Here is a 22,559-nt window from a genome sequence, read left to right as displayed (position 1 = left end):
TGCATATTGAGGCGAGGCCTCTATATTGCCCGCCATGAATTCACTTGGTTTTGAAACAGCACCGGAGGATACCCGTATCGTCGTCGCCATGTCCGGCGGCGTCGACAGCTCGGTCACGGCTGCACTGTTGAAGGATCAGGGCTATGACGTTGTGGGTATTACGCTGCAGCTATATGATCATGGCGCCGCCGTTCAGAAGAAGGGCGCCTGCTGCGCGGGGCAGGATATCCACGACGCCCGCCGTGTCGCCGAGGCCATCGGGATTCCTCATTACGTCCTTGATTATGAGAGCCGCTTTCAGGATAGCGTAATGGATGAGTTTGCCGACAGCTATTTGCGCGGTGAAACGCCAGTCCCTTGTGTACGATGTAATCAGACTGTGAAATTCCGGGATTTGCTGGAAACATCGCGGGATCTCGGGGCCGTCGCCCTGGCAACAGGCCATTATTTGCGCCGTGAGGATGTCGACGGGAAGGCCCGGCTCTTCCGTGGGCGAAACACGATCAAGGATCAGAGCTATTTCCTGTTCGCAACGACGCAAGAACAGGCTGACTATTTGCGCTTTCCTCTTGGTGATTTAACGAAGGAACAGACGCGCGCTCTTGCGGATAAGTATGACCTTGCTGTGGCGGCAAAACCTGAAAGTCAGGATATCTGCTTTGTGCCTAACGGCAATTACGCGAAGGTGATTGAACGCATGCGCCCTGGATCTGCGGTGGCCGGCGATATTGTGGACATGGAAAATAATGTCCTTGGCCAGCATACAGGTATTATCAACTATACTATCGGACAGCGCCGGGGCCTCGGAATTGCGACGGGAAGCCCGCTCTATGTCACGCGCATCGATCCGGAACGCAACCGGGTTGTTGTCGGACCGTCGGATGCCCTGCTCGTATCCAAGCTCACGCTGCGGGAAATGAACTGGATAGGGGACGAGCCGCTTGATGCCTCCGGAGTCACGGTCACCGTAAAAGTCAGATCAACGCAGGAGCCTATGCTTGCGACTGTCTATGGCGCGCCGGGTGACTGGGCGGAAGTACATCTTGCCGATCCTGAAGCCGGCGTTTCTGCCGGTCAGGCCTGCGTGATGTATGACGGAGACAGGCTGCTCGGCGGGGGCTGGATTGCCGGAACGGAAGCGCCTGTTAAAATCGCCGGCGTCCGTCAGCAGATGAGCGTATAACTGTCATTTCCTCGCTTGACAGGTCTTTGTAAAAAACCTAAAAACCGGGCTTCGACGCGCCTGCTGGCAGTGAGATAAAGTGTCATCGGCGGTCGCATTTGGCTCCTTAGCTCAGTTGGTTAGAGCGGTGGAATCATAATCCATGTGTCCCCAGTTCGAGTCTGGGAGGAGCCACCAATATAAAAACCGGGGTTGAGGCCTAGCCTCCCCCGGCTTTTTAATGCGTTGTGGCTCTCATCGGGTTCAAACACCGTGATCGATGATCGTTGCCACAGGGTGGGTCAGGCGGATTCCAGGACGTGAATCACCCGGCTTTCGAGCAAGTCTTTGGTTTTTGCGCCATAGGCTTTCATATGGTCCGAAGTAGCGTGAGCTATCAAGGCATCCATGCTTTCCCACTTCTCGATGACGGCGAAGCTGTCTTCGCCGAGCTTGGCCTGAAATCCGCCGACGCCTTCCATGTCGACAACGGCGTTATACTCAATGCAGCCTTTTTCGGCATGAACTGCTGGCGTGTTTGCTTTGAAGGCGGTCAGTACTTCGGCGCGTTTTCCGGCTTTTGCGGTGATAATGGCAACGACGTTAACGACAGACATGGTATTCCCCTTTTTTATTATGGTTGTTGCAATCGGCTGAATTCTACAGCATAGCTTGGGGCAAAGGCCATGATTAATCACGCAATAAATTTGAAACGATGACCGGAAGGTATCTGACATGCTCGACGGAACTTTGAGATTGCTTTGCACATATATCCTGACATCAGTGCTGGCGATTGCTGCCGTTTTCCTGCCATTGAGTGCATCAGCCGAATCCTGGCGTGAATCCGGATGCGCCGGCGTCGTCGAGGCGGAGCTTGAAAAACTGGACATTTCCAAATTGGGCAAGCCGGATGTAAATTATATCGTGTCCAGCCGGAGTTCCGCTGCGTCGGACGGTTCGGAAGAACTCAACGGGTGGGTCGGATTTGAAAACTGCAAGGGAAACCTGATAGTTCAACTGTCCCGAAACTGTCATGTCACGGCAATATATACAAGCGGTGCCTGCCGAATTCCCGGTGTTCCGCACTTCTAGTCTGTCAGCGCCTGCTCCTTACATTTTTTATTGTCATTCGGCCACATTTCAATCTTGTGAGTAAAGCGATCGCCATCACTGAGTGTAATATTTTCGAAGCCTAGAAGTGTAATCAGGTCAAGGAACGTCAGATTCTCAGGTGAGCCGCTTTCCTCGAATATCGGGGTTGTCCGTGCGCTATTGGTTAGATCCGCAAGCAGTGCACGCACCCGGTAAATCGTTTTCAGGTGGCCATCCGTTTTGGCAACGATAATCAACTTGCGGGACTCGCCGCCTTTCACGAATACTGAATAAGAGGATTCATAAGGCTGGTTGGCCATTCCTTCCTTGATGCCAATCACAAATCCGACCCGGCGTCTTTTGTCCATGTCGGGCAAAGGCGAGACTCTGGCGCAGTAAATTTCTATCTGAACCGGTGCCGGGTAATAATAGCCGACATATCGATCCTGCTCTGCAGAGGCGGCGGGAGGCAGCATCAGAAGCGTCCAGCTTACGGCCAGGAGTCCACCCAGGGTACGTCTCAACATTAAATCACTCCCGATGTCAGATTGTCCAAAGCGCACAGATTATTGGAAAACCCGGCTTTGGACACCCTAAAAATTCAGGGTAGGCCTAATTCAACTGACCGCGTGAGCGTCATTCCATTCGCGTAGCATCTTATGAGCTTCTGCCGCAGCGGTCGCTTGATCGGGCGTTTTTTCCGGTATCTTCGCTGTAAGCTCTATGACGTAGCCATTTGGATCGCGAAAGTAGATCGAATGGATAGTGTGGTGGTCGGAAATGCCGCGTGTCTCCATGCCCAGTTTTTTCCCTTTTTCAAACATCGTCCGAAGGTCATCTATCCCCACTTCAAGGGCGATGTGAAGGTCAAAGTCGTGCTGATCCTTGAACTCGAAATCCCGGTCGGGCGCTTCAAAGAAGGCGAGGAAAGACCCATCATCCATCTCGTAGAAAGTATGAAGAACTTCGGTCTTCCGACCAGTTTTGGTTTCATTGATCGAAAGCGCATGGGCGAGTGGAAGGCCAAGAAAATCTTCATAGAATTTCCGTGTTTCTTCGGAATTCCGGCATCTATAGGCGTTGTGGTGAAGTCCTTTTATCATTATGACCCTCTAAAGCAAGTTAATGCGCCCGTCACTAACTAATTGGCGCTCATTCCGATAATTTCAACTACCTACACTTTAAACCAACCCTAACCCATTTTACGTAATTTGAAGCGCTGGATTTTTCCTGTAGCCGTTTTTGGAAGCTCGTCAACAAATTCGATCCATCTCGGATATTTGAAGCTGGCGAGACGTTCTTTAACAAAATTTTTCAATTCATCAGCCAGGCTATCGAGGTCCATATCAAAATTTTTCGGAACGATAATGGCTTTTGGCTTGATCAGATTGTCTGCATCCGCCATGCCAACGACGGCAACTTCCAGAACTGCTTCATGCTCAATCAGGGCAGCTTCAACCTCGAAAGGCGATACATAGATGCCGCCGACCTTCAGCATATCGTCCGTCCGTCCGCAATAAATGTAGTAGCCATTTTTATCCTGACGGTATTTATCCCCAGCGCGTGTCCAGGGGCCCTGAAATGTTTCAATACTTTTCTCGCGCCGGTTCCAGTACATAATCCCGCTGGTAGGGCCTGAAATTTCAAGCGCTCCCATCTCACCTTGTGCAACTGGAAGGCCGTCATCTCCGGTCAGACGGATATCATATCCTTTCACCGGCTTTCCGGTTGAGCCCGGACGGACATCGTCTGGCCGATTGGAAAGGAATATATGCAGCATTTCCGTGCTGCCGATGCCATCCAGAATGTCGACACCCACATGATTTTTCCAACGAGCGAGAATATCCCCAGGCAAGGCTTCCCCAGCGGAAGCACAGAAACGCAACTCGTGTTGCTCCTTGGTTGGTAGTTGATCACTGGCCAGTAACATGCCGAATAATGTGGGGACTCCAAAGAATATTGTTGGCGAGTGGTTTGTTAAGATATCGCAGACTGCTTCCGGCGTAGGAGGGCCCTCTAACAGAATAGCGGTGGCACCTACCGCAAACGGAAAGGTCAGGCCGTTGCCCAGTCCATAGGCGAAGAACAGTTTGGCTGCAGAAAACATAACATCGGTTTCATTGATCTTCAGAGTTCCCACGGCATACAAATCAGCTGTTGCGCGCAGGTTCTTGTGAAGATGAACTGTCCCTTTGGGCGTTCCAGTTGTTCCGGAAGTATAGAGCCAAAAGCACATATCGTCGGCTTTTGTCTCGGCCGCACTGAATTCCGGACTTTGAGAAGAGAGAAGACCGGTAAGTTCTTCATATTTGCGGGTCGCGCCGTCGGAAATGACAACTGACCTTAGGGCAGAATGTGAGGCAACATGGTTCTCAAACAACGGGAAGAGGTTGCCTGACACTACAATCGCCGCCGCCCTGCTATCCTCCAATATAAAGGAATAATCGTTTTCGGTAAGGCGTGTATTTATCGGCACAGGAATAACACCCGCCTTAATTGCACCCAGAAAGCAAACGGGAAAATCAATGCTGTCATTCAGGCAAAGAATAATGCGCTGTTCTTGAAGTATGCCGATATGTCGAAGGGCATTGGCGAAGCGGTTGATGTTGTCGCTCAGTTCCTGATAACTGTGCGCGCCAGTTTTATCTATGACTGCTGTCTTGTGTCCCCGCCCGGCAGTCAGATTATGATCAATAAGATCTACCGCAGCATTATAATATGCGGCTTGATCGGTGTCGATGGACATCGCATTCCTCCCCTTCGCGAAAAGTGCCGCCTCGCTTCCTCACCATTAAGTTTTATATTTTTTGGCGTCTGCGGCAAGATCATCTTAGTCCTATCCTTTAGGTATTCTCCAGTTTTTCAAGCCATTGTTCCGTCCAACCAGCGGCCTGGTCCTCGGGCAGTTCCCCGGACGACGCGTCGTGACGCATAATCTCGCCCACGCGTGTTGCACCAAGTCTTTGGAGCGCAGTATCGAACAAGGTGCCCGCATTGCAGAAGGTCTGATTGTAGGTGATGTCCCCCAACGCAAACACCCCGAACCTGATGCCGGAAAGATTTGGCTCCACTGTTGTCAGGTTGTCAATAAAGGCTTGGCCATTGTCCGGCACATCGCCTTGGCCGTAAGTTGATGTGCAGATAATATAGGAGGCATCGGGCGTCAGAATGCCGGAGTCAAGATTATCCATCAGATGTATTTCTGCCGACTTGCCTTTTGTCGATAGGGTATCCGCAATTTCCTCGGCGACGAGTTCGGCTGTTCCGGTCATTGTGCTGACAAGAATTTTTATATGATCAACCAAAATTCTGTTTCTCCAAAAAATACTACGCAAAAACCGAAATAGGAAATATAATGCATTTTGTCCAGCGTATTGTGAATAAATATCAGTGAGCAGCGGAATGAGCAAAAAAGTCAGTGAACTTTCACAAGAGGGCGATAGCCGTGCTGACGAGTTCTTGGTTGACCTTGGTGCGCATGTGCGGGCGGTGCGGGCGCAACGTGGCATGACACGCAAGATTCTGGCGCGCGACTCGGATGTCTCTGAGCGATATCTTGCCAAACTGGAAACCGGGCAGGGGAATGTTTCCATACTGATACTGAGACAGATTGCCGATGCGATGGACATGAATCTCATCGACATTCTTGCGGTTGGAGATCAGCTTAGCCCGCAGATGCAGGAGCTCTATCAGCTTGCTCGGCATTTACCCGCAGATCAGTTGGCAAATGTGACATCAGAGATCAGGAACCAACTTGCGTGTTCTGAACATGTGGCCAAGGCTCGCCGAATTTCCTTGATTGGCCTTCGCGGCGCCGGAAAATCAACATTAGGGCCGCTCCTTGCAAAGACGCTTGGGTGTGAGTTTGTCGAACTTAATAAATGCATAGAAAAAGAATTCGGAGCGGGGTTGGATGAAATTTTCTCCCTGGCGGGCCAGCCTTCCTTTCGCCGACTGGAACGTCGATGCCTTGCCGATATCATTGCTAATCATGAAGACATTGTCATCGCGACCGGAGGCAGTATCGTTGCGGATGAGCAGACATTTTCAATGTTGTTAAATCATACGCATGTCATCTGGGTACAGGCTGAGCCTGAGGAGCATATGTCTCGGGTGGTTGCTCAAGGAGATATGCGACCAATGAGAGGCAGTCAGGAGGCGATGGAGGATTTAAGGCAGATTCTCGCTGCGAGGGCGCCCTTGTATCGCCGTGCTGATGCGAAATGTAATACCTCCGGCAAGCCGGTTGAGGAAAGTTTGCATGATTTGGAAAGTATAGCGAAAGTATTGATTACGCCGAAGCTATAGTTAAGTGCTTGACATGAATTAAAGTGCATTTTAAAAAGGCATTATAATTCACAACCAAGAGCGCTACCTATGATTACTTTCGACAGGCACCCTGATAACTACTGTCATTGGACATTGTCTGTTGATGGAGCAATTGCGACGCTTACATTAGCGGTGGATGAAGATGCCGGGATCGTCCCTGGTTATCAACTTAAACTCAATTCCTACGATCTTGGCGTCGATATTGAACTTAACGATGCTTTGCAGCGAATCCGGTTTGAGTATCCCACGGTCAGAACCGTTGTCATCACCAGCGGTATAGAGAAAATGTTTTGCGCCGGTGCGAACATATATATGCTGGGAACTTCTTCTCATGGCTGGAAAGTGAATTTTTGCAAATTCACGAATGAAACGCGGAACGGGATGGAGGATAGCAGCCGCCATTCCGATATAAAGTTTATTGCGGCATGCAACGGAACGACGGCAGGCGGCGGTTATGAACTCGCGCTTGCCTGTGATGAAATTTTCCTGATTGACGATCGCTCCAGTGCGGTGAGTCTCCCGGAAGTGCCGCTTCTCGGCGTACTGCCGGGAACGGGTGGATTGACCCGTCTTACAGACAAGCGAAAAGTCCGACATGACCTTGCCGATGTCTTCTGCACCAATCCCGATGGCGTACGTGGACTGCGCGCGAAAGAATGGCGTCTGGTTGATGAGGTCGTTTCGCGCAATAATTTCGATGATCAGGTAAGAGTGCGGGCCAAAGAACTTGCGGCAGATAGTTCAAGGCCGGAGCAGGCAACGGGAATAGAGCTGATGCCGCTTCATCGGCAGATCGATGACATCGGTTATCACTATCAATATGTCGATGTGGTGCTGGATGAGGCGGCGGGCGTAGCGACAATGACGATTTCGGCTCCTGATATGGTGTTGCCGGAGGCACTTGAGGATATCCATGCGGCGGGGGCGGGCTGGTGGCCGCTCGCCATGGCGCGGGAACTTGATGACGCCATTTTGATGCTGCGGACCAATAATGAGGAAATCGGTACATTTGTTCTTAAAACACACGGGCAAATCGATGCTGTATTGAAGGCCGATTCTCTTCTCGTCAAGTATCAGGATGACTGGTTCGTGCGCGAAGTAGTCGGAATGATCCGCCGAACCTTGGCGCGGCTGGACGTTTCTTCCCGGAGCCTGTTCGCATTGGTGGAAGAGGGTTCCTGTTTTGCGGGCACCCTATATGAATTGGCCCTCGCTGCCGACCGGATTTACATGCTGGATATTGCGGAGGAAGATGGCAATCCACCTCATATCGCATTAAGCACTATGAATTTTGGATCTTACGAGGCGGTGAATGGACTGGCCCGTCTCTCCCGGCGCTTCTACGAAGATGAGGCCGTCCTTAATGTCCTGAAACAACAAACCGGCGAAGAGATCGATGCAATAGAGGCGGAGGAAAAGGGTCTGGTAACTTTCATCCCTGATGACATCGATTGGGAGGATGAAATCCGCCTGCTGATAGAGGAGCGTGCCAGCTTGTCACCGGATGCCCTTACCGGGCTTGAGGCGAACTTGCGCTTCGGTGGAGCGGAGACGGCGGCGACCAAGATATTTGGCCGTCTCTCCGCCTGGCAGAACTGGATTTTCAATCGCCCCAACGCTGTTGGCGAAAAGGGCGCCCTTAAACTGTTCGGCAGCGGGACCAAGGCTGAATTTGACAAGAGGAGAGTGTAGGGTGGCAATAAACTATCAGGAAAGAATCCCCAACAATGTCGATCTCAGTAATGACCGCCGCCTCCAGCGGGCACTTGAGCACTGGCAACCGCGCTTCCTTGACTGGTGGCAGGAGCTGGGACCGGAGGGTTTCCAGACGAGCGATGTCTATCTTCGCACGGCGACCTCGGTTGATGCCAAGGGATGGGCGACGTTCGGCGCGGTAAAGATGCCGGAATATCGCTGGGGCATCTTTCTCGCAGATCAGGAGCAAGACCGCACCATCGGTTTTGGCGATGATTTTGGTAAGCCGGTGTGGCAGCAGGTCCCCGGCGAATATCGCTCTATCCTCCGTCGTTTGATCGTAACACAAGGCGATACGGAGCCAGCTTCGGTAGAACAGCAGCGCCTTCTTGGGCAGACATGCCCTTCTCTTTTTGATCTGCGGAACCTGTTCCAGGTCAATGTGGAGGAAGGGCGGCATCTCTGGGCGATGGTGTATCTGTTGCATGCCTATTTTGGGCGGGATGGCCGTGAGGAAGCGGAAGATCTTTTGATGCGTCATTCCGGTAGTGAGGATAACCCGCGCATTCTTGGCACGTTTAACGAGCCGATCAGCGAATGGCTTTCCTTCTTCATGTTTACTTATTTTACCGACCGTGACGGGAAATATCAGCTCAAGTGCCTGGCTGAATCATCCTTCGATCCGCTGGCGCGGACCTGTCAGTTCATGCTGACAGAGGAAGCGCATCACATGTATGTCGGGGAAACTGGCATAACCCGAATTATCAAGCGCACATTGGAGGTCATGACCGAACTGAAGACGGATGATCCGGCAATATTGCGTAAAGCTGGTGTTGTCGATCTGCTAACCCTTCAGCGGTATGTGAACTTCTGGTTCTCCTCCTGCATGGATCTGTTCGGAGCAGAGATCTCGTCGAACGCAGCGATTACCTTTGCGAACGGCATCAAGGGGCGTCCGGACGAGAGATCTTTTGGGGATCATGTCGAGCGGGACACAAGTCTGCAGATTGAAAAGCCGGATGGTAGTGGCGGTATTCTGTCAGAAGAGATTTCGGTGCGAAGCGCTATCAATGATCAGGTTCGTGCTGCCTATATCAAGGATTGCATGGTCGGCGTGACGCGCTGGAACCGGTTGATAAAGAAAGCTGGCTTCGATTTTACCATAGAGCTGCCGTCAAGCCGGTTCCGGCGGCAAATCGGGTTCTGGTCAGACGTCGTCACTGATCCGAAGGGTGATTTTATATCGGCTGCGGAATTTCAGCGCCGCCAGGATGAGTTTCTTCCTTCCGAAAGTGATCGCGCTTATGTTCATAGCCTGATGCAGCAAGTGATAGAGCCGGGTAAGATGGCAGGCTGGATCGCCGCTCCGGATCGCGGTATCAATAACATGCCGGTTGATTATGAGTATGTAAATCTGCAGTAAGTGAGATTTTGAGACGGGGGTCAGATGCTGCCTTCCGTTTCGATCACCAGAATTCGGGCAGGCGTTATCGGAACAGCTTTATGCTCATCGCCTGCTTCCGCATGGAAAATATCACCGGGAGAGAGCGGTAGAATCTTTTCTTGACCGTCCTCTCTTACATGCATATCGACCTTGCCATCCAACAAGACGAAGATCTCTGGTCCATCATTCACATGCCAGATATAGGGTTGATCTGTCCAGTGAAGGCGAACGGTGGCGTTTGGTATCTTCTCGATATCAAACGCATCCCATGCATCTTCACCTTCAAATTCAGTTGGCCTGATTAGACGCATTTTGATTTCCTGTTTGTCAATTTTTCTGGATCAAAACCCTGCCTATCCCTAGCTCATGCATGATTAGGCTATTCTGACTTCTTCTATGATTTTTCTGATGATAGAATCGGTCGTGTTGAAATAGTGCTCGGTCGCTCTTTTATATGATCCCACCAATGGGTCAATTTTGGATAGCGAATGAACATAGCGGCGCCTTCAGGCACCATCAGGAAATAATCAATCATCGGGATGACATGCGCATCTGCTAGTGAGTAGCTCGGGGCGGCGATATATCCTGCATCACATACTAACTTTTCAAGGGCAGCGAGGACAGGCGCGCTCTCTTGCAAACCTTCGTTCAGCATAGCTTCATCTATTTCTTCCTTGAAGGTGGAACTGAAGACTTTCCGGACAAGCGGCCAGTAGCCGTAGCTGTCGATGATCGCGATGATCTGCCGCATTCTGGCCCGCTCAGGGGCGGCATTGGGTTGCAGCGACGGCCCGTTGAAGGCTTCGTCCAGATACTGCGTTACCGGACCGGTCTCATAAAGTGTAAAATTCCCATGGCGTATGGTTGGCACTCTTTTGAAGGGATGGATATTGAGATAGCGTGCCGGGACATCGCTTGCGAAAGGGTTGATTTCATGGGTTTCGAAATCGATTCCCTTTTCGGCAAGAACGATCCTGACAATCCGGGAATAGACGCTGAATTTATAGCTGAACAGTTCGATCTTTCTATCGGACATTTGGATAGCCTGCCGGTGATGGGACTTTACTGTTTTTCATCTTGCGCTGATTGGTGGTGGAAACACAAGTAAAGTTGCCACTTTTCTCTTGCACTTATGGATCATCTCGGCGATAACGCGACACCTTGTTTTGGTGATGGCAGAACGGCTTTTTCACGGGTAGAAATGCTGAAAAATATCAGGAAAAATGACGGAATTGACGACGCAGACGAGGTGCGGGTTGACTATTTCGTCCATAAGGACGGACTGACATTTGCGGGTACCCATTTGATTGTCGATCTCTGGCAGGGAGAGGGCTTTAATGATCCCGATCTCATCGAGAGCACATTGCGACGCTCAATTGATGCGGCCGGGGCTACCTTGCTGCATTTCCATATTCACGCATTTGAACCGGACGGCCTCTCTGGCGTTGCGGTATTGGCGGAAAGCCATATCAGTTTTCACAGCTGGCCCGAACGAGACTTTATGGCTCTGGATATTTTTATGTGCGGCAAGGCTGACCCTTATAGAGCCATTCCGGTACTGAAAGAGGCGTTCAAGCCGGGCACGGTTCAGGTCAATGAGATAAAGCGGGGAATTGTCAGTTGATGGAGCTCTTCGATGAGGGGTTGCATTCTGGTGTTAATCTCGCGCTCAATGTCGAGAGGGTGATCTACCGCGAGAAGACCGATCTTCAGGATCTGGTTATATTCGAGAATAGTCAGTTCGGACGGGTCATGTCCCTTGATGGCGCGATCCAGACGACGGAAAATGACGAATTCATCTATCATGAAATGTTTGTGCATGTCCCGCTTCTTGCCCATGGCAAGGCGCGCCGCGTCCTTGTGATTGGCGGCGGAGATGGCGGCGCGGCGCGGCAGTTGATGAAACATAAGAATATTGCGGTTACACTGGTTGATATTGATCGTACAGTTATTGAACTCAGCAAAAAATATATGCCATCCGTCTCTGGCGGGGCCTTTGATGATCCTCGGCTTGAGCTTGTGATTGCGGATGGCTGTCAATTCGTCAAAGAAACAGACGCGCGCTGGGATGTGATAGTTATCGACAGCACGGATCCGCACGGCCCGGGTGAAGTCCTTTATACAGAGGAATTCTATGGCGACTGTAAGTCATGCCTGAGCGAAGGGGGCATCATCATCACCCAGAACGGCGTCCCGTTTGTTCAGGAGAACGAGCTCAGGGAAAGTTACGATCGGCTGGGCCGTTTATTCAAGGATGTGACCTTTTACCTTGCCGCCATCCCGAGTTACGTTGGCGGTGTTATGGCCTATGGGTGGGCGACGGATGAGACAGGCCATCGCCGGGCCGACCTTGCCAAATTGGCGCAGCGATATATCGACGCAGAAATAGAAACGGAATATTATACACCGGAAGTCCATCAGGCCGCTTTCGCGCTGCCGCTTCATATTCAGAAGATGCTGACGCGGGAACGTTAAGCCGTTAGCATTCCACCACATTCACGGCAAGCCCGCCTTGTGAGGTTTCCTTATACTTGCTGAGCATGTCGACGCCGGTTTGTCGCATGGTCTCGATTACTTCATCAAGGGAGACAACGTGAACGCCATCCCCGGACAGCGCCAGGCGGCAGGCGTTGATTGCCTTCATGGCACCCATGGTGTTTCTTTCGATACAGGGAATCTGAACAAGCCCGCCGATGGGATCGCAGGTCAGACCGAGATTATGTTCCATCCCGATCTCCGCCGCGTTTTCTACCTGCTCATTCGTCCCTCCGAGAACGGCGGTCAGCGCCCCTGCAGCCATGGAGCAGGCAACCCCGACTTCTCCCTGACACCCCATCTCTGCCGCTGAGATCGAAGCGCGCTTCTTATAGATTGCGCCAATTGCAGCAGCCGTCAGCAGGAAGTCACGGCTTCCCTCTTTGGTGACACCCGGACAGAACCGCTGGTAATATTTAAGGACAGCCGGGATCACACCGGCGGCCCCGTTTGTGGGGGCGGTGACAACGCGGCCGCCTGCGGCATTTTCCTCATTGACAGCCAAAGCATAAAGATTGACCCAATCGAGGACAGTCAGCGGGTCGCGCGATGCCCGTTCCGGGTTTTCCATCAGGTCTTTATAGAGTTTGTTGGCGCGCCGCTTCACATTCAGGCCACCGGGTAATACGCCTTCCCCCTCGCATCCGCGCTTTATGCAGCTGATCATGGCGTCATTCACATCATCCAGAAAGGCGAAAGTCTCCTCTTCTGACCGCCAGCTGCCTTCATTTGCAAGCATCATCTCTGCGATGCTCAGCCCGCTTTCCTTCCCCAAGGCGAGCAATTCATCGGCCGATGTAAAAGGGTAGGGCAGGCGGATGTTATGGCCACGGGTTTCTGCACGGTCCCCTTCGTTATGCGAGACGACATAGCCACCGCCGACGGAAAAATAGTCCTGGCAGAATAATTCCTCCCCGTCCTTGCTGTATGCATAAAAACGCATGCCGTTTGAGTGTTCAGGCAGGAGCTTATCTTTTAGGAACAGGAGGCTTTGATCTTCATAAAAAGGAATGGCGTGCGTACCATTGAGTGAGAGCGTCCCGGCTTTCCGAATTTCGGCGATCAGGGGCTGAACTTCCTCCGGATCCACAGTGGAAGGGCGTTTGCCGCTTAGTCCGAGAAGGATGGCAATGTCGGTCGCATGCCCATGCCCGGTGAGCGCGAGGGATCCGTATAGCTCCACAAGAAGCCGGTCCGTTATTAGGAGCAGACCTTCACTGTTCAGCCGGTCGGCAAACCGTTTCGCGGCGCGCATGGGTCCCACTGTATGGGAACTCGACGGGCCAATGCCAATCGTATAAAGATCGGTGACGCTTATATTGACGTCCATTTGCGACGTCGGGTTTACGGAACTTGTTGGCTTTGATGGCACAACGGGTGTGACATTACCAAGGCTGGTTTTGGGAGTTGTCGTCATCTCGGGCACCCTTCCTCACTCCGGTGAAAATCACCAACGCGCTAAATGATGCCCCCTCTGTCCGGGTACCTGAAAGATTGCGCCGGAAAATTCCAGCTTACCTCTTCGGTGATGCGCCTTATATGGCAGACGCATTCTCTCCAGAGCCTTTTGTCCTGACGGTACAGGTGCCTGAGAGTTTCCGGGGCGGTTGCTCCTTCGGCGCCGGAAAGCCCGGTCTCTCCCATCAGGAAATTCAAGGTATGCCGATCATCGAGCGGCAAGTACAGCAACCTTAGGTATGGTATCTGATTAATGTCAAGCGTTGGATGTAGGGTTGAAGCTCAACGGGTACCGTATTTCAGGACCCACAGAGGTAACAATGCCGCAACGTCAGGGCTCTTCTCGTCCAGTTCAATTGCTGTTGTCATATTATGTGTATCGACACGGACAATCCGTCCCCCGAAGCGGCACATTTCCGGAGAGCCAACAGGGCCGATAATCCCTTGCACAGGTTCGTCCAGCTCTATCCGATCCGGAACGCCGTTTATCATCATGCCGTCAAGGGACCAGTTTTCTGTTGAAAACTGCGTTCCATCTATCTCGACACTCAGCACAGGATTGGAGACCCGGAAGGCTCCACGTTTTTCAAATCTGTTCTCAACCGACAAGTCATTCACTTCAGCATGCAGCACGATTCTCTCCATAAAAATTAGTTCGGCGATCAATATGCAGTGTTCGTGCCAGAACGAGACCGGCATAAAACATAATGGTTTCCATACCCTGCGGCGAAAATGATGCGAAGACACTAGTGCCGGGATTTAAAGGTGGGCAAGAATGTCCCGATAGGAGGAAAATATTTGCCTTACATTTATGTTACCGGGCCTTTTACGCGTTACTTTGACAAGCAAAAGAGAATCAAAATCATCATAAAACGTGGTTGAGATTCAATTTCAGGGCGATTTCTCGCTAACCCTGACTCAGGTGTAGATTTTTTTCATATTCGACCGAAAGTAATAATATTCTGTTTTGAAACGATTTTTCGTAATAATGCTGCAAGTGCGAACATAAAAAATGAAATTTTGTCAATAATGACAATTTGTCATCTTTGAAAAATCCTGCTAATAATCGCCGCAAGCCGGGTAACTGGGCGGAAGATCCAAGCTTGGCTAAACTTTCCAATGAACTAGGAGTCATCCTTTACATGTCAATGCCAGCTGTTCTGGAGGGGCGACTTTCTCTTCCGGTCATTGCATCACCAATGTTTATTGTTTCGAATCCGGAACTGGTGATTGCGCAGTGTAAGCAAGGCATTGTTGGCTCCTTTCCGGCACTGAACGCGCGACCGGCCTCTCAGCTTGACGAATGGCTGCACCAGATAAAGACGGAACTCGCGGAATATGCGGAAGCCAATCCGGATAAGAAGGTGGCCCCTTTCGCGGTTAATCAGATTGTTCACGCATCTAATTCCCGGCTAGATGAGGATGTTGCTCTTTGCGTGAAGCATGAGGTGCCCATCATTATCACCAGTCTCAGGGCGCCGAACGAAGTCGTGGAGGCGATACATTCCTATGGCGGTATTGTGCTCCATGATGTGACAACCATTCGTCATGCGCAAAAAGCGTTGGAGGCTGGCGTTGACGGGTTGATCCTCGTTTGTGCGGGTGCCGGCGGGCATGCCGGGAGGTTAAGCCCCTTCGCGCTGGTATCTGAGGTTCGGCAGTTTTTTGACGGCCCTATTGCCCTCTCTGGCGCGATTGCGAACGGACGTTCCATTCTCTCGGCGCAGGCGATGGGGGCGGACCTTGCCTATATGGGCAGCGCCTTCATTGCGACGAAGGAAGCAAACGCGGTTGACGATTACAAGGCCATGATTGTAGAAAGCACGGGCGAAGACATCGTGTATACCAATACATTCACCGGCGTTCATGGAAACTATCTCCGTCCGAGCGTTGTTCGCGCAGGGTTGGATCCGGAAAATCTGCCGGGGGCCGACAAAAGCCGCATGAATTTCGGGAGTGGCGGTACCGGTAAGTCCAAGGCGTGGAAGGATATTTGGGGTTCCGGACAGGGAATTGGCAGTGTCGGTGATGTGCCGAGCGTTGAAGAATATGTGAACAGGTTAAAAGAACAGTATGCCCAGGCCAAGGCTGAAATCAATAATAAGGCCATGTAGACTGAATTTATCCCTCACCCCTTTGGGGTGGGGGTAATTTCTTCATAATTTCCAACAAAATTGAACGAGTATAAATGCCGCGCACATTAGCTGCGGGCAGTTGTCACCATACCGCCGTTCGAGGTTTCGCGGATGATTTCCCGGATATGAACAGAGCATTTTGCGCATTGCGGAGCAGCGCCAAGTAGTTCATATACGTTGGCAATACGTTGTGCGCCGGAAGCAACCGCCGTTTTTACGTCGCGATCCGTCAATCCATTACAGAGGCAAATGTACATTGCGCGTATCTTCTTTATTAAAAGTGCCAATCATTCTTAAAAGCTAGTAACTTTGCGAATAGTTGTCAATAGCAATGAACTTTCGGCGCGCGCTTTTTACCTCATATCATATATTTTCCTATGATGTCTGCGACTGAATATAGTTTTCCAGCCCCATTTTACCGATCAAGCCACGCTGTGTTTCCAGCCAGTCAATATGCTCCTCCTCAGATTCCAGGATATCGACCAGTAAATCACGTGAAACATAGTCCTGCTTGCTCTCGCAGTCTTTAATCGCGCTTTTGAGATCAACATGAGCTCCATGCTCCATTTTGAGATCGCACTCAATGATTTCCTGTACATCCTCACCGATCATGAGCTTGCCGAGATCCTGCAAATTCGGCAGACCTTCCAGGAAGAGTATGCGTTTGATGAGCTTGTCCGCATGTTTCATCTCATCAATGGATTCGTGATACTCTTTTTCCCCCAGTTCGCCGAGACCCCAGTCTTCGAGCATGCGGGCATGGAGAAAATACTGATTGATTGCCGTCAATTCGTTTTTCAAGATGACATTCAGATGCTTGATAATTGACGTGTCGCCTTTCATAAAACCCTCCTTGTGTATTTACGCTCAGTCCAGTAACTATATCGAAGGGCGACAGTTTAATAAATGCTGTAAAAAAAGACTTGTTGAACAAGCGAGGCGAGAAATGTCGGAAAAGCCGTTTAATCCAGAAAACCATAAATATGCCGAGGCAAGCTATTTTGAGGACCTCTCGGTTGGTCAACGGTTCCATATTCCGTCCCGGACATTGCGGGACGCTAATTTTTCGGCGTTTCAGGCGGCTTCGGGCGACAATCACCCCATCCATTATGATCTTGAATATTGCAAGTCTCAGGGCCATCCGGAATTGCTTGCCCATGGTTTTCAGGTGCTGATACAAACTGCTTCCGGTGCAGGTGTATTTCCACATGTTATCGGCGAGGCGCTTGTTGCCTTTATCGATCAGTCATCAAAATTTCTGGGGCCCGTCTATTACGGGGATACGGTCTATCCGGAGTTGGTGATTACCGACTTGAAAGAACAGAAATCGACGGGTGTCGTGACCGTACGCTCCACGATCTATAATCAGCGCCGTGAGCTTGTCCTGGAGGGAGAGCAGCGGTATCTGGTTCGGCGGAGGAAGTAGCGTTACATTACCTGCTGAAGTTTGAAATTTCGGGTTGAGGCCAGAACCGAACCGCAGAGCTGTTCCGCACCATCTTTAACGACAAAAACATCCGCAGCGCCGACGGAAATGTTGCGGCCGTTCTGTAGCACACGCCCGCGGGCAATAACTTTTTCGCCCCGCGCCTGCGCTGTCATTTTCACTGTGAAATCAAGCGTGGCACAGGCCCAGCCGGCAGGCAGGAGCGAGTTGCAGGAGCTTACCGCAGCGATATCGCCGACTGTGCCGATAAAGGACGCGGGAAAGAGATCCGGTGGTGTCGACAAGGCTGTCTGAAAGGGAGCTTCAATGACAATCTGCCCGGGTGTTTCATCCAGCACTGCAACACCATAACTCTGCACGAATGGCATCATGGGAAGGAAAGCGGAGGGTTTTGCCAACCCCTCCGATTCGGCTGATATCTCTGCTTCCTTATGCGGCATAGCGACGGACCATCTGTTTGCCGAGGGAGGACATATGGACCTGATCCGGTCCGTCTGCGAGCCGGACTGTCCGGGCATAAGCGAAAGCTTCCGCAAGGAACGTGTCCTGACTCAGCCCCATCGCGCCGTGAACCTGAATTGCTCGGTCAATGACAGTCTGGGCCATTGTCGGCGCTGTAATTTTGATCATGGCGATCAGGTCTCTTGCCTCCTTGTAAGAGACGTCATCCATCCGCGCCGCGGCTTTGAGCGTGAGAAGGCGGGCCTGCTCTATCTCGCAGGCGGACTTGGCGATATCTTCTCGAATGGATCCTTGCTCGCTCAGCTTCTTGCCGAATGCGACACGGTTCTCCGCGCGGATGCACATCAGCTCCAACGCCCGCTGGGCACAACCGATCAGGCGCATGCAATGATGGATGCGACCGGGACCAAGACGCCCCTGCGCGATAGCGAACCCTTCGCCTTCCGCGCCGATAATATTGGACACCGGAACGCGGACATTTTCCAGGAGAACTTCCGCATGGCCATGCGGGGCATCATCGGAGCCGAGCACTTTCAATGGCCGAATGAGCGTGACGCCCTTGGTGTCAACAGGCACAAGTATCTGGGACTGCTGCGTATGGCGCGGGGCGTTGACGTCGGTCTTGCCCATTACGATCATGATTTTGCAGCGGGGATCCAGAACGCCGGACGTCCACCATTTGCGCCCGTTTATGACATACTCGTTTCCCTGGCGATCTATGGTGCATTGGACGTTTGTCGCATCGGAGGAGGCAACAGCAGGTTCCGTCATGGCAAATGCAGACCGAATCTCGCCATTCAGGAGCGGGACAAGCCATTCATCCCGCTGTGCCTGCGTTCCATAGCGGGCGAGCACCTCCATATTGCCGGTGTCCGGGGCGCTGCAGTTGAAGGCTTCCGAGCCGATGAGAGAACGCCCCATAATTTCGGCGAGCGGAGCATATTCCAGGTTGCTCAGGCCCGCGCCGTAATCCTCAAACTCCGCGAGAAATAGGTTCCAGAGACCTTGCGTCTTCGCCTTCTTCTTCAACTCTTCCATAACAGGCGGTATGGTCCATCGGTTGTCAGACTTCTCTATAAAGTCATGGAATTCGGCCTCTGCCGGATAAACATTTTCTTTCATAAAGCCTTCGACACGACTCACCAGATCATCGACTTTTTCGGTAAAGTTAAATTTCATTTCCTTGCCCTCATAAATATCGCTTTTCAGGGCATAAAATAGCGCCAGATATAAAATCATTAAAATTTATTTTTCTAATGATTTAGTATTCATATTAGTTATAGTTATAAAATGCAGCTTAATCATATTGATATGAACCTTTTCCTCACTTTTGAGGCGATCTATACCCATGGCAACCTGACGCTCGCGGCGCGGACTCTGAATGTAACGCAGCCGGCGGTCAGCAACGCTCTTAACCGGCTGCGGGAGCGACTGGATGATCCCCTTTTTATCCATGCGGGAAAAAAGATGAATCCGACCCCGATGGCACAAAAGATGATTGGCCCGGTGCGTCAGGCGCTCCGCCTTCTTCAGTCAGGTATCAGTGCGGAAGAACAGTTTGACCCTGCGGAAAGCGACAAAATTCTCAGGATTGCAATTGGCGATATTGGCGAGACAGTCCTGCTGCCGCGGCTCGTCCAAATATTAAGGCAGTCAGCACCGCATATGAAGGTGCAGGCGTTTCATGTTCCCCGGCGGTCAATTCCGCGCCGCCTTTCGCTGGGAGAGATTGATTTTGCCGTCGATATTCCGATTCTTGATAACGCTCAACTGGTGCATGAAAAACTGATGGCGGAGGAGCAGGTGTGCGCTGTTGGCCGCCATCATCCGTTTGCCGATAAAGCCGCCATCACACTCACCGATTATCTTGATATGACGCATATACTTGTCTCGTCCCGGCCTCGTGGCGGAGGGCTCGTTGATCTTGAGTTGGATAAATCGGCACATTCACGCCGCATCGCTATCCGGTTGCAGCATTACCAAGCTGCCTTTCACATGATAGAGCGAACAGATCTCGCGGTAACTGCACCGCGACAGCTGGCTCAACTATATGGTTGCAAGACGTTCCGCGTTCCCTTTGATGTGCCTAATCTGGACCTTCATCTCTACTGGCATATCTCGGCGGATCAAATGCAGTCTAGTAAATGGCTGCGTAAGCAGATTTTCTCGGCGGTTTGAACATAGGGGAAAGTGGATCGTTGCGCGTATCCTCATAATATGGTTAGTCCTATTCCATGACAGATAATGCCGACGAGAGCGAACCGACATTGTACCTTATCCCGACGCCAATCGGGAATCTGGAGGATATTACTCTGAGGAGCATGCGGATATTGCAATCGGTGGACGCGCTGGCCTGCGAGGATACACGACACACCCGCAAGATATTTGAGCGGCACGCCCTTACCAGTCCCTCTATTATTTTCCCTTGTCACGCACATAATGAAGATAGGGCGGTAGGGCGTATTCTGTCGCTTCTCCGTGATGGAAAATCCGTTGGCCTGACTTCCGACGCCGGGGCGCCCGGGGTAAGTGATCCGGGGCAGCGGACTGCTGCGGCAGTGATTGAGGCGGGATATCAGGTCGTTTCTCTTCCCGGGGCAAGTGCCGTGATTACGGCCCTGACTGTCTCGGGACTGGCAATTCCTGCTTTCACCTTTCTCGGATTTTTGCCAAGGCGGCCTGGACGGCAGCGTAAATTATTCGCAGCCTTTGCCCAAGCGCCTTCCGCGTTGGTGTTTTTTGAATCCCCCTTTCGTGTCGGCAAGATCCTGACTGTCGCGCATGAGGTTCTGGGCGATCGTCCCGCGGCTGTCTGTATCGAGCTCACCAAGAAATTCGAGAATATTCATCGAGGACCACTCTCCGGCTTGGCCGAGCAATTCTCTCATCAGAAAATCAAAGGCGAGGTCACCATTGTGATCGGCTTGCCGGCCCGCGATGATTCGGCCGGGGATGAGGCAGATGACCTAAAAGGCTTTCCCTAAATATTGCCGCGTTTCAGTTGCAATTGAGTTTGATAAATCAATCTGGTAAATTAGACTTATTGAAAGTATGGATTTTGCAGCTGCTGTTCTGGCAGTCCACAAGGAGGAACGCAATGAATGTGGCAGGTATTCTGAAAGTGAAGGGCAGTGATATCATCACGGCCAAGCCTTCTGATCGCATAGAAACGGTGGCGAATATTCTCGGTGAAAAGAGAATTGGCGCTGTTTTGGTTGTCGATGAAGCGGGAAAGCTCTGCGGCGTGCTGTCTGAGCGGGATATCGTCCGCGGATTGTCTGAAAGCGGAAATGGCTGCCTCCAACTGGCGGCGTCAGACCTGATGACGTCGGACCTGGTAACAACAACACCGTCTGATACGATCGATAACGTCATGGCGCTGATGACGGAGCGTCGCATCCGCCATTTGCCGGTCCTAGAGGAAGGACGGCTTGCGGGATTTATCTCAATCGGTGATATCGTGAAAAGCCGCATGGATGAAGTGGAGCGTGAAGCTGCGGCCCTACGGGATTATATCGCGACAGGGTAATAAAAGTCAGGCCAGAACATTCATCGCATGTCTTAGAAAAGACAGGGAGCGATCGGTTGCGGCCTCTCCTTCCGCAATCATTTCTGCGGCCTTATCAAATTCTAGCAATCCATGGCTTGCCAATCTAGGCGCGATGGTTATGTCCGGCGGATCTCCTGCCAGACGGGATCGGCTCAGGCGATCCTGCACAATATTGAGAGATGACATCATGACGCCGAAGATACTGGGCTCTGCGCCTGATTTATCGAAGAAGCGGTGTTTCATGAGATTGAGCGGGGAACGGGAATGGAAAAGCCGTGTTTTTTTGCCGTTACCATCGACAACGAAATCCGCTTCGCTCTCTCCAATATTGGTCATGCCGAAAACATCCGCATTCAGATTCACCGCAATGACAAGGCGCGCACCGAGCGCTCGACAGACGGATACCGGAACAGGGTTGGTCAGGGCGCCGTCAATAAGCCAGCGGCCATCGATTTTTTGTGGTGAGAACAGGCCTGGAAGTGCGTAGGAAGCTGTGATGGCCTTGGCCAGATTACCTTTTCGTATCCAGATTTCATGGCCGGTCCCGAGCTCGGTTGTTACTGCGGCAAAAGGAACCGAGAGGTCTTCAATCTTGGTATCGCCCAGAGTATCTTCCAGCAGTGTAAATAATTTTGCGCCGGAGATTAGCCCGCCGCCTGTAAGACGGATGTCCAGCAGGCGAAACAGACCAGTCTTGCCAAGATCTCGCGCCCAGGCCTCCAATTCATCAAGCTTGTCCGCAAGATACATGCCCCCGATAAGCGCGCCTATGGACGTGCCGCAGACATAATCTGGCTTGAAACCTTCCTTTTCAAGTCGACGAAGAACACCGATATGGGCCATGCCGCGCGCAACACCGCTACCCAATGCCAATCCGATTTCCGGCCGTGACATAATCATACCACCTTGTGAGTCAGAACCTTCTTTTGTTTTATGCCTTAACAGATATATCTCATTAACTCCATACTCTCGGTAATCGCCATGCTGCTAGGTTTCGGCATATGCCAAATTCCGACGATTATTGGCTGCCTGTGTGTATTAGATAAGAGTTGTGTTAAGGTCGTGTTAAAGATATAATACGATCTTCATATTTTTGTAAAATTACCTGTTGACGCCGTTGCGCGCTTATCTATATAAGATGGGCAACGACGCAGTCGGACACGCCTGATGAAGGTCAGGATAAATTCGGCGGCGTTTTTTTTGTCTGCGGTTTTTGCGGGTGATTTGTTAATTGACATTGTTGAATTGAT

General features: G+C 51.5%; 26 protein-coding genes, 1 tRNA gene and 1 riboswitch. Of the genes, 13 read left to right on the top strand and 14 right to left on the bottom strand.

Features of this window, described 5'->3' with window-relative positions; genetic code table 11:
- Positions 1 to 34 precede the first annotated feature (34 nt).
- A complete protein-coding gene (gene mnmA, locus AAC599_RS14070; protein WP_340151258.1) occupies positions 35 to 1,183 on the top strand; it encodes a tRNA 2-thiouridine(34) synthase MnmA in 1,149 nt (382 codons plus the stop codon).
- 100 nt (positions 1,184 to 1,283) lie between these two features.
- Positions 1,284 to 1,360: transfer RNA gene (locus AAC599_RS14065), tRNA-Met, on the top strand.
- Between the two features lie 104 nt (positions 1,361 to 1,464).
- Here the strand turns inward: AAC599_RS14065 and AAC599_RS14060 are convergent.
- Positions 1,465 to 1,779: a putative quinol monooxygenase gene (locus AAC599_RS14060; RefSeq protein WP_340151036.1), complete on the bottom strand. Its 315-nt coding sequence runs from the start codon at positions 1,777 to 1,779 to the stop codon at positions 1,465 to 1,467.
- Positions 1,780 to 1,897: 118 nt separating this feature from the next.
- Here AAC599_RS14060 and AAC599_RS14055 point away from each other — a divergent pair, with 118 nt between their 5' ends.
- A complete protein-coding gene (locus AAC599_RS14055) occupies positions 1,898 to 2,254 on the top strand; it encodes a hypothetical protein (RefSeq protein WP_340151035.1) in 357 nt (118 codons plus the stop codon).
- Here the strand turns inward: AAC599_RS14055 and AAC599_RS14050 are convergent.
- The 4 genes from AAC599_RS14050 to AAC599_RS14035 all read right to left on the bottom strand — a co-directional run bounded on the left by AAC599_RS14050 (position 2,251) and on the right by AAC599_RS14035 (position 5,559).
- Positions 2,251 to 2,781 (bottom strand): hypothetical protein, encoded by a 531-nt coding sequence (locus AAC599_RS14050; RefSeq protein ID WP_340151034.1) that lies wholly within the window; start codon positions 2,779 to 2,781, stop codon positions 2,251 to 2,253. The two genes, AAC599_RS14055 and AAC599_RS14050, sit on opposite strands and share 4 nt — an antisense overlap.
- Positions 2,782 to 2,871: 90 nt before the next feature.
- Positions 2,872 to 3,357, bottom strand: coding sequence for a VOC family protein (locus AAC599_RS14045; protein ID WP_340151033.1), 486 nt, complete (start codon positions 3,355 to 3,357; stop codon positions 2,872 to 2,874).
- Positions 3,358 to 3,446: 89 nt separating this feature from the next.
- Positions 3,447 to 5,000, bottom strand: a complete 1,554-nt coding sequence (locus AAC599_RS14040; protein WP_340151032.1) for a benzoate-CoA ligase family protein — start codon at positions 4,998 to 5,000, stop codon at positions 3,447 to 3,449.
- A 97-nt stretch (positions 5,001 to 5,097) separates the two neighbouring features.
- Positions 5,098 to 5,559 carry a flavodoxin domain-containing protein gene (locus AAC599_RS14035; protein WP_340151031.1) on the bottom strand — a complete coding sequence of 154 codons (462 nt, stop codon included), beginning with the start codon at positions 5,557 to 5,559 and terminating at the stop codon, positions 5,098 to 5,100.
- 97 nt (positions 5,560 to 5,656) lie between these two features.
- Here AAC599_RS14035 and AAC599_RS14030 point away from each other — a divergent pair, with 97 nt between their 5' ends.
- From AAC599_RS14030 to boxB, 3 genes are all read left to right on the top strand, one after another.
- Positions 5,657 to 6,562 carry a helix-turn-helix transcriptional regulator gene (locus tag AAC599_RS14030; protein ID WP_340151030.1) on the top strand — a complete coding sequence of 302 codons (906 nt, stop codon included), beginning with the start codon at positions 5,657 to 5,659 and terminating at the stop codon, positions 6,560 to 6,562.
- Between the two features lie 69 nt (positions 6,563 to 6,631).
- Positions 6,632 to 8,275 (top strand): 2,3-epoxybenzoyl-CoA dihydrolase, encoded by a 1,644-nt coding sequence (boxC, locus tag AAC599_RS14025; RefSeq protein ID WP_340151029.1) that lies wholly within the window; start codon positions 6,632 to 6,634, stop codon positions 8,273 to 8,275.
- A gap of 1 nt (position 8,276) precedes the next feature.
- A complete protein-coding gene (gene boxB / locus AAC599_RS14020) occupies positions 8,277 to 9,701 on the top strand; it encodes a benzoyl-CoA 2,3-epoxidase subunit BoxB (protein ID WP_340151028.1) in 1,425 nt (474 codons plus the stop codon).
- A gap of 20 nt (positions 9,702 to 9,721) precedes the next feature.
- Here boxB and AAC599_RS14015 read toward each other — a convergent pair whose 3' ends face one another.
- Together AAC599_RS14015 and AAC599_RS14010 are read right to left on the bottom strand one after the other, a co-directional pair.
- A complete protein-coding gene (locus AAC599_RS14015; protein WP_340151027.1) occupies positions 9,722 to 10,033 on the bottom strand; it encodes a cupin domain-containing protein in 312 nt (103 codons plus the stop codon).
- Positions 10,034 to 10,116: 83 nt separating this feature from the next.
- On the bottom strand, positions 10,117 to 10,758 hold the full coding sequence (locus AAC599_RS14010; RefSeq protein WP_340151026.1) for a glutathione S-transferase family protein: 642 nt from the start codon (positions 10,756 to 10,758) through the stop codon (positions 10,117 to 10,119).
- A gap of 165 nt (positions 10,759 to 10,923) precedes the next feature.
- Between AAC599_RS14010 and speD the strand changes: the two genes are divergently transcribed.
- Positions 10,924 to 11,346: an adenosylmethionine decarboxylase gene (gene speD / locus AAC599_RS14005; protein ID WP_340151025.1), complete on the top strand. Its 423-nt coding sequence runs from the start codon at positions 10,924 to 10,926 to the stop codon at positions 11,344 to 11,346.
- Complete coding sequence (gene speE, locus AAC599_RS14000) at positions 11,346 to 12,197, top strand: polyamine aminopropyltransferase (RefSeq protein ID WP_340151257.1); 852 nt, start codon at positions 11,346 to 11,348, stop codon at positions 12,195 to 12,197. Before speD ends, speE begins: the two co-directional genes overlap by 1 nt.
- Positions 12,198 to 12,201: 4 nt before the next feature.
- On the opposite strand, the gene AAC599_RS13995 is transcribed toward speE, so the two are convergent.
- Positions 12,202 to 13,674 carry an L-serine ammonia-lyase gene (locus AAC599_RS13995; RefSeq protein ID WP_340151024.1) on the bottom strand — a complete coding sequence of 491 codons (1,473 nt, stop codon included), beginning with the start codon at positions 13,672 to 13,674 and terminating at the stop codon, positions 12,202 to 12,204.
- Positions 13,675 to 13,823: 149 nt separating this feature from the next.
- Positions 13,824 to 13,910: riboswitch (glycine riboswitch) on the bottom strand.
- Positions 13,911 to 13,997: 87 nt separating this feature from the next.
- Complete coding sequence (locus AAC599_RS13990) at positions 13,998 to 14,348, bottom strand: hypothetical protein (protein WP_340151023.1); 351 nt, start codon at positions 14,346 to 14,348, stop codon at positions 13,998 to 14,000.
- A 509-nt stretch (positions 14,349 to 14,857) separates the two neighbouring features.
- On the opposite strand from AAC599_RS13990, the gene AAC599_RS13985 reads away from it, so the two are divergent.
- Entirely contained in the window at positions 14,858 to 15,829 is a 972-nt protein-coding gene (locus tag AAC599_RS13985; protein ID WP_340151022.1) for a nitronate monooxygenase family protein, read from the top strand.
- Positions 15,830 to 15,915: 86 nt separating this feature from the next.
- Here the strand turns inward: AAC599_RS13985 and AAC599_RS13980 are convergent, their stop codons facing one another.
- Together AAC599_RS13980 and bfr are read right to left on the bottom strand one after the other, a co-directional pair.
- Positions 15,916 to 16,107 carry a (2Fe-2S)-binding protein gene (locus AAC599_RS13980; RefSeq protein WP_293960500.1) on the bottom strand — a complete coding sequence of 64 codons (192 nt, stop codon included), beginning with the start codon at positions 16,105 to 16,107 and terminating at the stop codon, positions 15,916 to 15,918.
- Between the two features lie 118 nt (positions 16,108 to 16,225).
- Positions 16,226 to 16,693 (bottom strand): bacterioferritin, encoded by a 468-nt coding sequence (gene bfr, locus AAC599_RS13975; RefSeq protein WP_340151021.1) that lies wholly within the window; start codon positions 16,691 to 16,693, stop codon positions 16,226 to 16,228.
- 103 nt (positions 16,694 to 16,796) lie between these two features.
- Between bfr and AAC599_RS13970 the strand changes: the two genes are divergently transcribed.
- Positions 16,797 to 17,276, top strand: a complete 480-nt coding sequence (locus AAC599_RS13970) for a MaoC/PaaZ C-terminal domain-containing protein (RefSeq protein WP_340151020.1) — start codon at positions 16,797 to 16,799, stop codon at positions 17,274 to 17,276.
- Between the two features lie 2 nt (positions 17,277 to 17,278).
- On the opposite strand, the gene AAC599_RS13965 is transcribed toward AAC599_RS13970, so the two are convergent.
- Together AAC599_RS13965 and AAC599_RS13960 are read right to left on the bottom strand one after the other, a co-directional pair.
- Positions 17,279 to 17,737: a PaaI family thioesterase gene (locus AAC599_RS13965; protein WP_340151019.1), complete on the bottom strand. Its 459-nt coding sequence runs from the start codon at positions 17,735 to 17,737 to the stop codon at positions 17,279 to 17,281.
- A complete protein-coding gene (locus tag AAC599_RS13960; RefSeq protein ID WP_340151018.1) occupies positions 17,727 to 18,938 on the bottom strand; it encodes an acyl-CoA dehydrogenase family protein in 1,212 nt (403 codons plus the stop codon). Before AAC599_RS13960 ends, AAC599_RS13965 begins: the two co-directional genes overlap by 11 nt.
- A gap of 111 nt (positions 18,939 to 19,049) precedes the next feature.
- On the opposite strand from AAC599_RS13960, the gene AAC599_RS13955 reads away from it, so the two are divergent.
- The 3 genes from AAC599_RS13955 (at position 19,050) to AAC599_RS13945 (ending at position 21,288) form a co-directional block, all read left to right on the top strand.
- Positions 19,050 to 19,937 (top strand): LysR family transcriptional regulator, encoded by an 888-nt coding sequence (locus AAC599_RS13955; RefSeq protein ID WP_340151017.1) that lies wholly within the window; start codon positions 19,050 to 19,052, stop codon positions 19,935 to 19,937.
- A 56-nt stretch (positions 19,938 to 19,993) separates the two neighbouring features.
- A complete protein-coding gene (rsmI, locus tag AAC599_RS13950) occupies positions 19,994 to 20,743 on the top strand; it encodes a 16S rRNA (cytidine(1402)-2'-O)-methyltransferase (protein WP_340151016.1) in 750 nt (249 codons plus the stop codon).
- A 113-nt stretch (positions 20,744 to 20,856) separates the two neighbouring features.
- The gene (locus AAC599_RS13945; RefSeq protein ID WP_340151015.1) at positions 20,857 to 21,288 is read left to right on the top strand and encodes a CBS domain-containing protein; all 432 of its coding nucleotides are present in this window, start codon (positions 20,857 to 20,859) and stop codon (positions 21,286 to 21,288) included.
- A gap of 6 nt (positions 21,289 to 21,294) precedes the next feature.
- On the opposite strand, the gene AAC599_RS13940 is transcribed toward AAC599_RS13945, so the two are convergent.
- On the bottom strand, positions 21,295 to 22,203 hold the full coding sequence (locus tag AAC599_RS13940) for a patatin-like phospholipase family protein (RefSeq protein ID WP_340151014.1): 909 nt from the start codon (positions 22,201 to 22,203) through the stop codon (positions 21,295 to 21,297).
- Positions 22,204 to 22,559 lie beyond the last annotated feature (356 nt).

This window comes from uncultured Sneathiella sp., assembly GCF_963976355.1.
In the GTDB taxonomy this organism is placed as follows: Bacteria; Pseudomonadota; Alphaproteobacteria; order Sneathiellales; family Sneathiellaceae; genus Sneathiella.
This window is presented reverse-complemented; position numbering and strand designations above follow the sequence as displayed.

What these genes read in the sequence shown, in the direction of transcription:
- mnmA (WP_340151258.1), top strand. Translation starts at nt 35, where the DNA reads ATGAATTCACTTGGTTTTGAAACAGCACCGGAGGATACCCGTATCGTC.
- AAC599_RS14060 (WP_340151036.1), bottom strand. Translation starts at nt 1,779, where the DNA reads ATGTCTGTCGTTAACGTCGTTGCCATTATCACCGCAAAAGCCGGAAAA.
- AAC599_RS14055 (WP_340151035.1), top strand. Translation starts at nt 1,898, where the DNA reads ATGCTCGACGGAACTTTGAGATTGCTTTGCACATATATCCTGACATCA.
- AAC599_RS14050 (WP_340151034.1), bottom strand. Translation starts at nt 2,781, where the DNA reads ATGTTGAGACGTACCCTGGGTGGACTCCTGGCCGTAAGCTGGACGCTT.
- AAC599_RS14045 (WP_340151033.1), bottom strand. Translation starts at nt 3,357, where the DNA reads ATGATAAAAGGACTTCACCACAACGCCTATAGATGCCGGAATTCCGAA.
- AAC599_RS14040 (WP_340151032.1), bottom strand. Translation starts at nt 5,000, where the DNA reads ATGTCCATCGACACCGATCAAGCCGCATATTATAATGCTGCGGTAGAT.
- AAC599_RS14030 (WP_340151030.1), top strand. Translation starts at nt 5,657, where the DNA reads ATGAGCAAAAAAGTCAGTGAACTTTCACAAGAGGGCGATAGCCGTGCT.
- boxC (WP_340151029.1), top strand. Translation starts at nt 6,632, where the DNA reads ATGATTACTTTCGACAGGCACCCTGATAACTACTGTCATTGGACATTG.
- AAC599_RS14015 (WP_340151027.1), bottom strand. Translation starts at nt 10,033, where the DNA reads ATGCGTCTAATCAGGCCAACTGAATTTGAAGGTGAAGATGCATGGGAT.
- AAC599_RS14010 (WP_340151026.1), bottom strand. Translation starts at nt 10,758, where the DNA reads ATGTCCGATAGAAAGATCGAACTGTTCAGCTATAAATTCAGCGTCTAT.
- speD (WP_340151025.1), top strand. Translation starts at nt 10,924, where the DNA reads ATGCTGAAAAATATCAGGAAAAATGACGGAATTGACGACGCAGACGAG.
- speE (WP_340151257.1), top strand. Translation starts at nt 11,346, where the DNA reads ATGGAGCTCTTCGATGAGGGGTTGCATTCTGGTGTTAATCTCGCGCTC.
- AAC599_RS13995 (WP_340151024.1), bottom strand. Translation starts at nt 13,674, where the DNA reads ATGACGACAACTCCCAAAACCAGCCTTGGTAATGTCACACCCGTTGTG.
- AAC599_RS13985 (WP_340151022.1), top strand. Translation starts at nt 14,858, where the DNA reads ATGTCAATGCCAGCTGTTCTGGAGGGGCGACTTTCTCTTCCGGTCATT.
- AAC599_RS13980 (WP_293960500.1), bottom strand. Translation starts at nt 16,107, where the DNA reads ATGTACATTTGCCTCTGTAATGGATTGACGGATCGCGACGTAAAAACG.
- bfr (WP_340151021.1), bottom strand. Translation starts at nt 16,693, where the DNA reads ATGAAAGGCGACACGTCAATTATCAAGCATCTGAATGTCATCTTGAAA.
- AAC599_RS13970 (WP_340151020.1), top strand. Translation starts at nt 16,797, where the DNA reads ATGTCGGAAAAGCCGTTTAATCCAGAAAACCATAAATATGCCGAGGCA.
- AAC599_RS13965 (WP_340151019.1), bottom strand. Translation starts at nt 17,737, where the DNA reads ATGCCGCATAAGGAAGCAGAGATATCAGCCGAATCGGAGGGGTTGGCA.
- AAC599_RS13960 (WP_340151018.1), bottom strand. Translation starts at nt 18,938, where the DNA reads ATGAAATTTAACTTTACCGAAAAAGTCGATGATCTGGTGAGTCGTGTC.
- AAC599_RS13955 (WP_340151017.1), top strand. Translation starts at nt 19,050, where the DNA reads ATGCAGCTTAATCATATTGATATGAACCTTTTCCTCACTTTTGAGGCG.
- rsmI (WP_340151016.1), top strand. Translation starts at nt 19,994, where the DNA reads ATGACAGATAATGCCGACGAGAGCGAACCGACATTGTACCTTATCCCG.
- AAC599_RS13945 (WP_340151015.1), top strand. Translation starts at nt 20,857, where the DNA reads ATGAATGTGGCAGGTATTCTGAAAGTGAAGGGCAGTGATATCATCACG.
- AAC599_RS13940 (WP_340151014.1), bottom strand. Translation starts at nt 22,203, where the DNA reads ATGTCACGGCCGGAAATCGGATTGGCATTGGGTAGCGGTGTTGCGCGC.